We start from the raw sequence: 11614 nt of genomic DNA, 5'->3' as shown, positions 1-11614 counted from the left end.
GAAAGAAAAGAAGGATGAGAAAACGGATAATTTGGTGGAGTATTAGTATTTTACTACTATCTGTGCTAGTTTATACGAGTTATTTTGTCTACTCCTCAACAAAAATGTTCCAGAAAATCTATACGAAAACTGGGATTCCAGAAAAAGATGCAAACCAAGATGAAACATCCGCAAAGTTAGTTGTCGGGCAGCCATTTTCAATTTTGCTGCTCGGAACAGATGCTAGGACACATGATGTAGGGCGGACAGATACAATGATTTATATGACCGTCAATCCAACAAAAAAGGAAGTTACCTTAACAAGTATCCCTCGTGATACGCGTGTTTTTATCCCCGATAAAAATAAAGAAGATAAAATTAATCACGCCTATGCATTTGGTGGCGTACCGCTTTCAATTCAGACGACGGAGATGTTTCTTGATGCACCAGTTGATTTTTTTGTTAAAATTAATATGGAAGGTTTCCGTGACCTGGTCGATGCAGTTGGTGGTGTTACCGTTTATAATGACAAAGATATTAGTATTGGTAAGAAAAGCTTTTCAAAAGGTGAAGTCCGCCTAGACGGGAAGGACGCGCTGACATACGTTCGAATCCGTAAAACAGACGTTGAAGGTGACTTTGGTCGCCAAAAGCGCCAGCAACAAGTTATTTTAGCGATTGTAGACAAAATAGCATCTCCGGGAACAATTGTAAATTTTGATAAAATTTTTGAAGCTACTGGGATTAATATGGAAACCAATTTGACCTTTCATAATTTACGAGATATTTTATCAAATTATCAAGATGCCCGCAAAAATATTATCCATAAAACAATTCCTGGCGTTGGCGTAAAGATTGATGGCATCTACTATTATCAAGTTTCAAATAAAGCTAAATTGCAAGCTGAAATTAAATCTGCTTTAAGCTACAAATAACCGTATTCGAGCCCGAATACGGTTATTTGTTCGAAATGATTTTAGCTGGAACACCAGCAGCAACTGAAGCGGCAGGTATATCCTTCGTTACCACACTACCCGCTCCAATTTTGGCATTTTCTCCAACAGTAACAAGAGGGATAAATGTGCTATTTGCACCGACTAGCGTGCCCTGACCAATTTTACAGCCACCTGTTAAAACGGATCCTGGTCCAATATGACTAAAATCAGACAGCTCGGTGTCATGCTCGATGATTGCCCCAGAATTCACTATTACATGATTTCCTACATGAGCGTTTAGTTGGACTATTGCACGAGCCATAATTAGGCTTCCAACCCCAATTTGATTGGGACTTTCCACAATCGCGGTTGGGTGTATGAGTGATGTAAAGGTATTTTGATTTTTAGCAAGAGCATGGACTATTTTCTCTCTCGCCGCATTATGACCTATGGCGATAAAAAATAAAGCATCTGTCCGTTTTTCATCTAAGTTTTTTGTAAGTGGACGGTAGCGGACGCTGTCAATATACTCATCTGTTTGAAATTTATCATCCCAAATTTCGATTAACTGATAATTTTTAAGTTGTTTTATCAGATGTTGAACGATCTTACTATGTCCTCCGTCTCCGATTACGATTATATTCTTCAATAAGATTGCCTCCCATCTAAGCTCTCTTTCATTATATCTCAATCATGTTTAAAAAGTTTAGTTTTTTATAAAAATAACTGCAAAATTTACAAGTTTAGAAGCTGCTATAGAAAGTGAGTTTCGTTAAACCATATGCTACCTTTATTGATTCTATGTATGTGAAAGCAAACTCCAATAAACGCGAATTTAAAAAGAAACTTGTTTGAAAAACACGCTTTTTCCGGTCTCTAAGGGGTAAGAGTTCACGCCACTTAGCAAAAAAGCTATTTTGAGATTTTTTTTATACGCTTTTAGAGAAAAGATTCACAATTCATCTACATATTTCATAAAGGTTACATGATATACTTAAAATGTGTGAATTTGAGATAAAAATGAAACAAAAGGAAGACTTTATTTTAATGCACACAATAAAATATAAGGGAGATTGATTATGAAAAAAGGTGTGAAACTAGCTTATGGTGTTTTAGCATTATCAATAGTTCTTGCATTACCGACGGTAGCATTTGCAAACGAAACGGACATTTCAAATGGTGAAGTTAATCAAACGTTAGCAGAAGTATCTGAACAAAGTCCAGCAGATGTGGTTCAATCTAATCCTAATGAAGCGGGAAAAGAAGATGTAACGAAAGAACAAGTAAGTGAAACACCAAATGTAGAAAAAAGCGGAGAAACAGTAGAAACAGAAAAACCAGCACTTCAAACAGTTGATGAAACAAAACTAGCAAACTTAACGGCAACTCCACTTGCAGTAGCTAAAGTTGGAGTGAAAGTTGAGGTAAATGCTACAACAACACCAAATTATTTTGTAACTGCAGAAGATGGTGTAGCGTTAAGTTTTAAAGTAAAACCGAATGTTTCTTCTATCGGGAACAAATCTGTTGTAGTGATTGCGACTGATGGTACTACAACGGAAGAAATCACGGTAAACTATGTTGTACAAGATACACAAAAACCAACTATTGAGCTTGTAGATGAGGATATTTATCTTGAATTAGGCGAGGACTTCTGGTATGCAGAAGATTTTGTTGTTGCAGATGACAACTCAGTCGATTATGAAGTTTTCTTTGCAGATGGTCGTGAGACACTTGATACATCTAAAGTAGGGATATTTACAGCAGTAATTGTAGCTCGTGATGCGGCAGGAAATGAAGCTCGTGTTACGATGACCTATCATGTTGTAGACCCTGAATCAACTATTGGTGAAGAAGCGTCCTATGCTGCTCCAACAATGGATACCAATAAATCAACGGCAAGCGATATTTATGGAAAAACGCGTCCATATGCTTTTGTTGGCATAACAGCAGAGGATGGTGTAACGGTTCTTGGTACAGGTTATGCTAATGCAAATGGGGAGTTCCACATCCATCTTGAAACACCGCTAAAAAAAAACCAAACAATCTATATTATGAGTGTTGATATGCAAAGTCTTGAATACAGTGACATTGCAGGATACACATACACGGGCGAAGGTGTAGTAGTGAAGCAAGTAAATAAGCCGGGTGTAACAAAAACCGTGACTGCTAAAACTACGCCAGTGAAAGTAAAAGATCCTGTTGCGAAATTACCTAAGACTGGCGATACTGCTACAGGGGGTGCCGTAGCAGTTGGAACAATTGTGACTCTATTAGCTGCTTTTTATTTAAGAAAACGTAGTTAATTTATGTAAAAGAAGACGTGGAATTTTGCGTCTTCTTTTTTGTTTAAAGTAAGCTGTGTTATAATCAAAGAAAAACAGTAGGGAAGAATGATTTTATGGCAAATGGTAGTATTATCAATTTAATTAATGGCATATTAGACTCGCTACCGAAATCGGAGCAAAAAATTGGACGAGCCATTTTGAACGATCCTCATTTTGCTGTTAAAGCTTCTGTTCAAAGTCTTGCAAATAAGGCAGATGCCAGTGCAGCAGCAGTTATCCGCTTTTCAAAATCACTCAATTTGGATAGTTTTCCGGAACTAAAACGGCAGCTTTCGATGGAACTCGCATTACCTAAAAAAGCAGGCTATTATGATATTGAACCAGACGAGTCATTTGATTCGATACGTGAAAAACTGGTTTCGAATATGATCCAAACTACGCAAGACACAGCTAGCCAATTGAGAGAGGAAGCTATTTTGCAAGTTTGCGCCGAGATGGAACGAGCTGAAACGATTTATGCTTACGGTGTTGGGGCATCGTGGCTTATTGCGGAGGATATTGCACAAAAATGGCTACGTGCTGGTAAAAATGTTTTCTTATCGCAAGATCCGCATGTTTTAGCTATGGCATTTTCAGCAGGCAATCCAAATAGTATTTTAATTGCGATTTCAAATAGCGGGGAAACATCGGAAGTTCTACAACTGGCGAAAGAGGCGAAACGAAGCGGCTTGAAAGTCGTTAGCCTAACGCGTTTTGGCAATAATAAACTAAAATCTATTGCGGACTTTGTGCTTGAAACTTCGCGCGCCCCGGAAGCTGAACTACGAAGTACTGCTACAAGCTCTAGGCAGGCGCAGCTTTTGGTTATTGATATTTTGTTTTATTATTTTGCCTCAAAACGTTACGAAGACATGATTACGCACATCAAAAAATCACGAGAAGCAACTAATCGCTTTCGGGAATAAAATGAGTTTGCGCATACCTTTTTTTATCACTTAAAGAGGGCCAACTGCGCGAAAGGGGAAATTGTTATGAGCATTTATTTCTACGGCTGTATCTCGATGGACGGATACTTGGCAGATGCTAACAATCGCTTGGACTGGCTGCATCAAACGGGTGCTCCAGAGGAGACCAACTATGCGGAATTTTATAGTCAAATGGATATTTCAATTATGGGGAAGAAGACATATGATGAAATTGTTGATATTGCAGGCATCGAATCGCTTTATGCAACAACGCAAAATTACGTTTTCACTCACGGAAAAGAACTTGCTTTAAAGAGCTTTCAGCAAGTTCAAGGTGATGTGGTAGAATTTGTGCGACAGCTTCCGGCGGATAAAAATGTCTGGATTGTTGGTGGGAACAGCGTTTTGGCACCGCTTTTGAACGAAAATATGGTGGATAAATTATATGTTCAAGTGGCGCCAGTGTTACTAGGAAAAGGGATTCCGTTATTTACACAAGAGGAAGAGGTAAAGCGTTTCAAATTAATGGAAGTGCATCAATATGGGCAATTTGCTGAAATGGTTTTTGAAAAATGATGGGTATGTGAACAAGGCTTACTAAATTCGCGTAAAGTGGATGGAGTGAGCTTTTTTTTTCGGGTGAATATTAGATGGATTGCAATGGTTACATAATCCTTTTTTTGGAATTTGTCAAGACTTTTTTTTGATTTAAAGAGGCGTAAAAAGTGTAATTCCTCATAAATAGTATACAGACATATAGGGGGCTCATTGTTATACTATACTATAAATCTTAACTTCTTTATGGAAAGGAAGTTAGTTTAAGGGAGTGAGTATCATGGAAATTTAAAAATTTTACAATTCTGAAAGATATATCACGACTTAATTTATTAGTAAAAAAGGAGCTATGGCATGAAAAAAATCTTATCATCACTAGTTGTTGCAATGCTAGTTTTATTAACATTATCTAATTCGCTCTTACCTTTAACAGCTAAGGCGGAAACAGGGGTAACGAAGGCAGAAGCAGGGGTAACGCTTGAAGTAGGTACTGAGGCAGAACTACGAAGTGCGTTAAATAATGAATTAGTTAGCAAAGTCATATTAAAAAATGATTTAGTATTAAATGATTTCACAAACTACGTCATTAAACATGACGTGACAATCGAAGGTGCAAATCATAAAGTAACGCTTAATAATAGTAGTTTCGTAAGTGATTTGTCCAGCGTGGCAAATGTCGTTTTCTCGAATATTGATTTTTCATCAAGCTCGAGAGTTATTTTTAAAACGAGTGTAGTGAACTACGGTGTTACACTTGAGAATGTCACTTTAAATGGCGGACAAGCAGTTTCAAATATTAACGGTACTACTTATATCAAAGGAAATAATAGTTTCACGACACCGAGTGTAACAGATGTGTTTAACGTGAAAAACCTTATTTTTGATCAAGCATCTACGACAACTATTAAAAACACGGGTGATGCTAACGCTATTCAAGTCTATTCATCAGGAAATGTACAACTAGGAGCGGGCGCTAAGCTATCTATTGATTCAATGGGAATCGGTATGTATTTTAATGGACCTCAACAAACATTTGCGATTAATGACACAGCAGAACTTAATATTGTCAGCAGATATGCGGGTATTAAAGGTGTTGAAACAGCTGTAAATGTTGGTTCAGGAAGTAAGGTGAAATTAAATTATCAAAAAGCAGTAATGTCATCTGAGTCACGCATTTATGTAAATCAACTAACAATGACAAAAACTGCCTCATTTGAAGCTATTTCCTCTCCGATAAGTCTATATGCTGTTCAAATCTCTCCTTCTGGGAAAGTGACAATGGATAGTGTAGAATACTTTGACTTTAGAAATGAAAACAGAACGGGCTTAGCACTCTATATGGAAGGTAATGGCGGTGTTTTCTCAACTACCAACCAAAATGTTGCTGCTTGGGAAAAAGGAACTGACATTCTTGGAACACCAAAATATGTGTGGAAAAATTTAACATCAATAACAGATTTATACGGAAATGTAAGCACGGTTTCAATTACAAATGTGCCAGCATTCAAAACAGAGTTTGAAAATCAGAAATTTGAAAGACTATCAAATGACACAATTACAAATGATAAGCCTGTCATTAACGCAAGTGATAAAACACTTAAAGTAGGTGACACATTTGATCCAAAAGCAGGTGTTACAGCTAGTGACACAGAAGATGGGGACTTAACAAGTGTCATTGAAGTAACAGCAAATAATGTAGACACTACAAAACCAGGTACGTATCAAGTTAGTTATAAAGTAACAGATAGTGATGGTAATGTAACGACAAAAACTATTACTGTTACTGTGGGAACAAATGATAAACCTGTTATTACAGCATCAGACAAAACACTTCGAGTAGGTGACACGTTTGATCCAAAAGCAGATGTCACAGCAAGTGATACAGAAGATGGTGATTTAACAAGTGCCATTGAAGTGACAGCGAATAACGTGGATACAACGAAAACAGGTACGTACGAAGTTAGTTATAAAGTAACAGATAGTGATGGAAACGAAGCAACGAAGACAGTTACAGTTACTGTAGTGACAAATGACAGTCCGATTATTACAGCAGCAGATAAAACAATCAAAGTAGGCGACACGTTTGATCCAAAAGCAGATGTAACAGCAAATGACACAGAAGATGGCGATTTAACAAGTGCCATTGAAGTGACAGCAAATAATGTAGATACAACAAAAGCTGGCACATATCAAGTTAGCTATAAAGTAACGGACAGCGACGGAAACGAAGCAACGAAAACCGTTACTGTGACAGTGAAAACAAACGATAAACCCGTTATTACAGCAGCGGATAAAACAATCAAAGTAGGCGACACGTTTGATCCAAAAGCAGATGTAACAGCAAATGACACAGAAGATGGCGATTTAACAAGTGCCATTGAAGTGACAGCAAATAATGTAGATACTACAAAAGCTGGCACATATCAAGTTAGCTATAAAGTAACAGACAGCGACGGAAATGAAGCAACGAAGACCGTTACCGTAACAGTTGGGACAAACGATAAACCTGTTATTACAGCAGCGGATAAAACAATCAAAGTAGGCGACACGTTTGATCCAAAAGCAGATGTAACAGCAAATGACACAGAAGATGGCGATTTAACAAGCGCAATCGAAGTAACTGCGAACAATGTAGATACAACAAAGGCTGGCACGTATGAAGTTAGCTATAAAGTAACGGACAGCGACGGAAACGAAGCAACGAAAACCGTTACCGTAACAGTAGGAACAAACGATAAACCAGTTATTACAGCAGAAGATAAAACAATCAAAGTAGGTGACACGTTTGATCCAAAAGCAGATGTAACAGCAAATGACGCAGAAGATGGCGATTTAACAAGTGCCATTGAAGTAACAGCAAACAATGTAGATACAACGAAGGCTGGCACGTATGAAGTTAGCTATAAAGTAACGGACAGCGATGGAAACGAAGCAACGAAGACGATTACAGTTACAGTTGAAAGAAATACTGAAGGTACAATTACAGCAAACGATTTCACAATCGGTAGCGATAGTCATGTGACAGGTACGTATACAGGCGATGTAGTAAAACTAAAACTTATTGTAAATGGTGAGGAAAAGCAAACGATTTCTGTAACAACTAATCCTACTTACAAGTACTACGCGAGTGACAAGATTAAGAATCCAACAGACGTAGTATATATCGTCGGACTTGATGCGGACGGAAATGAGCTGGACCGTGCAAAAGTTAATGTGAAAAAAGCAACTGTTGGAACAATCACAGCAGATGACTTTACAATTGGTACGGATAACTATGTGACAGGTGCGTATACGGGTGATGTAGCAAAACTAAAACTTATCGTAAATGGTGAAGAAAAACAAACGATTTCTGTAACAGTTAATCCTTATAACTATTTTGCAAAAGATAAAATATTAAATGCTACGGATGAAGTGTACATCGTTGCTCTTGATGCAACTGGTAAAGAGTTGGATCGTGCGCAAGTCAATATTAAAGAGCCAACTTCAGGAACGATTACAGCAAATGATTATTTGCTACAAGACCCTGACGGTTATGTGAGAGGTACGTATACGGGCGATGTAGCAAAAATAAAACTTATTGTAAACGATGAAGAAAAGCAAGCTATTACAGTATCAGGAAGTCCGTATAAATATTATGCAAAAAATCTGATTACAAGTGTTACGGATATTGTTTATGCGGTAGCGCTCGATGCAAATGGTAAGGAGCTTGACCGGACAATCGTAAACATTGTACAAAAAACGACTTCTGGCGAAATAACAGTAGGTGATTTCCACAAAGGCTCTGACAACCAAGTTGAAGGAACTTACACAGGTGATATCGTTAAAGTTAGCCTGACAGTTAATGGTAAAGAATTCACAAGAATTCCGGTTGAAAAAGGTGTCATCAGTTACTATGCAAATGATAAAATCCTTCAAGTATCGGATATAGTTATTATCAAGGGCTATGATGCACAAGGAAAATTATTAGATAGTAAAGAAGTAACGGTAATCACAGCACCTGATACTACAGGAGAAATTACACTAAATTCCTATAAACTAGGCGTTGATGAAAGGATTACAGGAACTTACACAGGTGATATCGTCAAGCTTCGTGTTGTTAAAGGAGATCAAACATATTCAACTATTCCAGCAAACAGTAACGTGGTTAAATATTATGCTAAAAATATCGTAACGGATGTAACGGATATCGTTATGGTTGAAGGTTTGAACTCAAAAGGTAAGGTTGTTAGTTCCAAACAATTAAATATTTATACAACAGACGGAACAATTACGGCAGCTTCTTATCAAATTGGACAGGAACGTGTAAAAGGAACTTATTCGGGAGATATAACACGAGTAGCTCTAGAAGTTAACGGTACTGTGCAAAGCGCAATTCCTGTAAGTGGTAATAAGTACGAATACTATTCAAAAAATCTAATCACAAGCCCAGATGATGTGGTATATGCAATTGGGTATGATTCTTTAGGGAAAGAATTAAATCGCGTCCCGGTTACAATCATAGATAAAGCACCTGTAACAGGTACAATCACACTTAACGAATTTAAAGTTGGTAATGATAAATACGTAGAAGGTACTTATACCGGAGATGTATACAGAGTTGCATTAGTTGTGAACGGAGTAGAACAATCAAGAATTCCACCAAAAGAAAACAATGTAATCAGTTATTATGCAGCACCATTAATTACCAGTGTTAATGATGATGTGAAAATGGTTGGTTATGCAGCAGACGGTACACAAGTTGCGGAAGTAAGTCTAACTCTAACAGAAGTAACAGGTACAATTGCAGCTAACAGTTATAAAATTACGGACAACTATTTAACGGGCACATATACTGGTGATGTTACACGTGTCTCAGTTGAAGTTAATGGGACAGAATTACAAACCATTCCTGTTAAAGCAGATAATACGTATGAATATTTCCTAAAAGGAAAAGTAACAAGCGTCACTGACAAAGTAAAAGTGTACGGAAAAGACAGTTTAGGAAATAAATTATCAGAAGCAGATGTCCAGTTGACGGAATAAAAACTACATGTAAGTAATGTATTCGAACGTCTAAGTTATAAAAAGGCGTTCGAATACAACTGCTTATACACGATTCTTTGATTAGGAAGAGCAAGGAGAGAATTTTAAATGAAGAAAAGTATGAAAGGCTTACTCATACTGCTAATAATTGGGACTATATCCATTTCAGCAGCGTGCAGTAATGATTCGGCTAAAGAAAAAAAAACAACAGAAAATAAAGAATATGTTTCAAAAACAGTAAACAATATGAATATAAAAATCAACTCCATTCAAACGACAGAGAATGCAAAAGGCGACAAAAACATGGTGGAAATCGGCATGATCATCACAAATAAAGATTCTGGCGAAGTAAGCATTGGCGCAGGAGATTTTAAAATTAAAGCAGATGGAAAAACATATTTGGTTTTCCCACAAGGGAATAACTTTGGTGATGTTATTGCTCAAGGGAAAAAACTAACCGGTAGCGCCTTCTTTGAATTGCCAAAATCAGTCAAAAAAGGTGAACTTATTTATGTAGTGAGTAAAAAGGATGTAGCAAATTGGGATATTGATATTCCAGCTGCGAAATAATATGGGGGGCGAGCTTGTGGAAATAACAGTTTTAGGATTAGGTTATATTGGGTTGCCAACTGCAATTATGTTTGCCAACCATAATCAAAAAGTTTTAGGTGTGGATGTCAATCCACAAGTAGTTAACTTGCTACAAAAGGGGCAAGTGCACATTGAGGAGCCAGGATTACAAGGTGCACTCAATCAAGCGATAGAACAAGGGAATTTCCATGTTGGGTTAATCCCAAAAGCGGCAGATGTTTTTATTATCGCTGTGCCTACCCCAAATAACGATGATTTACTTAAATCATGCAACTTAGACTACGTTTTATCTGCGGTAGAGATGACGTTACCTTGTTTAAAAAAAGGAAATACGGTCATTGTCGAATCGACTATTGCGCCGCGTTCAATGGAAGACTACATCAAACCTGTGATTGAAAACGCAGGATTTACTATTGGGGAAGACATTTTTCTTGTCCACTGCCCGGAACGCGTGCTCCCAGGCCAAGTCATTCATGAGTTAGTTCATAATAACCGTATTATTGGCGGCATGACAGAAGCTTGTGCGGCGGCTGGTAAAGCTGTTTATAGTGTTTTTGTAAAAGGAGAATTACTTGAAACTAGTGCGGCAGTTGCGGAGATGTCAAAGCTAATGGAAAACACATATCGCGATGTTAATATTGCGCTTTCCAATGAGCTTGCTAAAGTGTGCGACCGTATTGATATTAACGCACTGGAAGTCATTGAGCTAGCGAATAAGCATCCACGTGTCAATTTGCATTCCCCAGGCCCTGGTGTTGGTGGACATTGTTTAGCAGTTGATCCGTATTTTATTGCGGCGAAAGCGCCAGAAGAGTCACCGCTTATCCAGATGGCAAGAGGAATTAATACGTCTATGCCAGAATATGTCATTGAAAAAGTAAGTATGGCTTTAGCTGATAAAATACATCCGAAAATTACTGTGATGGGGCTTACTTATAAAGGTGACATTGATGATATTCGCGAAAGTCCAGCAATTGAAATTTATCAGAAATTACTGGCGAGACGAGATTATCAAGTTGTGGCCTATGAACCGCACATAAAGGCGGATTTTATTGAGCCTAATTTGGAAGTAGCCCTGGAAAATGCCGATTTAGTATTAATTTTGGCCGATCATAGTGTGTTTAAGAATTTACAAGCTGAGGATTTTGCTAAAACGAATCAAGCAATTGTCATTGATACTAAAAATATTCTAGAACTTTATAAAAATGATGAAAACTATTTTAATTTGGGTAATCTTTTTGAATTAAAAAATCATTTAGTGAGGGTCTAAAAACTTTAG

At 37.5% G+C, this 11614-nt stretch carries 8 protein-coding genes; 7 read left to right on the top strand and 1 reads right to left on the bottom strand.

Translation table 11 applies throughout. The features are described from left to right. Positions 1-14 precede the first annotated feature (14 nt). Complete coding sequence (locus R8923_RS08755; RefSeq protein ID WP_485872399.1) at positions 15-914, top strand: LCP family glycopolymer transferase; 900 nt, start codon at positions 15-17, stop codon at positions 912-914. Positions 915-936: 22 nt separating this feature from the next. Here the strand turns inward: R8923_RS08755 and R8923_RS08750 are convergent, their stop codons facing one another. Then, positions 937-1563 (bottom strand): acetyltransferase, encoded by a 627-nt coding sequence (locus R8923_RS08750; protein WP_485872398.1) that lies wholly within the window; start codon positions 1561-1563, stop codon positions 937-939. A 430-nt stretch (positions 1564-1993) separates the two neighbouring features. Between R8923_RS08750 and R8923_RS08745 the strand changes: the two genes are divergently transcribed. The 6 genes from R8923_RS08745 to R8923_RS08720 all read left to right on the top strand — a co-directional run bounded on the left by R8923_RS08745 (position 1994) and on the right by R8923_RS08720 (position 11605). Next, positions 1994-3220: an LPXTG cell wall anchor domain-containing protein gene (locus R8923_RS08745; RefSeq protein WP_485872397.1), complete on the top strand. Its 1227-nt coding sequence runs from the start codon at positions 1994-1996 to the stop codon at positions 3218-3220. A 95-nt stretch (positions 3221-3315) separates the two neighbouring features. Then, positions 3316-4167 carry a MurR/RpiR family transcriptional regulator gene (locus R8923_RS08740; RefSeq protein WP_485872396.1) on the top strand — a complete coding sequence of 284 codons (852 nt, stop codon included), beginning with the start codon at positions 3316-3318 and terminating at the stop codon, positions 4165-4167. Positions 4168-4233: 66 nt separating this feature from the next. Next, positions 4234-4743, top strand: a complete 510-nt coding sequence (locus R8923_RS08735; protein WP_485872395.1) for a dihydrofolate reductase family protein — start codon at positions 4234-4236, stop codon at positions 4741-4743. Positions 4744-5076: 333 nt separating this feature from the next. Continuing rightward, complete coding sequence (locus R8923_RS08730; RefSeq protein ID WP_485872394.1) at positions 5077-9744, top strand: immunoglobulin-like domain-containing protein; 4668 nt, start codon at positions 5077-5079, stop codon at positions 9742-9744. A 108-nt stretch (positions 9745-9852) separates the two neighbouring features. After that, complete coding sequence (locus tag R8923_RS08725; RefSeq protein WP_485872393.1) at positions 9853-10314, top strand: DUF4352 domain-containing protein; 462 nt, start codon at positions 9853-9855, stop codon at positions 10312-10314. 16 nt (positions 10315-10330) lie between these two features. Continuing rightward, positions 10331-11605: a nucleotide sugar dehydrogenase gene (locus R8923_RS08720; protein ID WP_485872392.1), complete on the top strand. Its 1275-nt coding sequence runs from the start codon at positions 10331-10333 to the stop codon at positions 11603-11605. The last annotated feature ends 9 nt before the right edge of the window (positions 11606-11614 follow it).

Source organism: Listeria tempestatis (genome assembly GCF_963575625.1).
In the GTDB taxonomy this organism is placed as follows: domain Bacteria; phylum Bacillota; class Bacilli; order Lactobacillales; family Listeriaceae; genus Listeria; species Listeria tempestatis.
The sequence above is the reverse complement of the archived record's forward strand: the minus strand, read 5'-3'. Positions and strand labels throughout refer to the sequence as shown.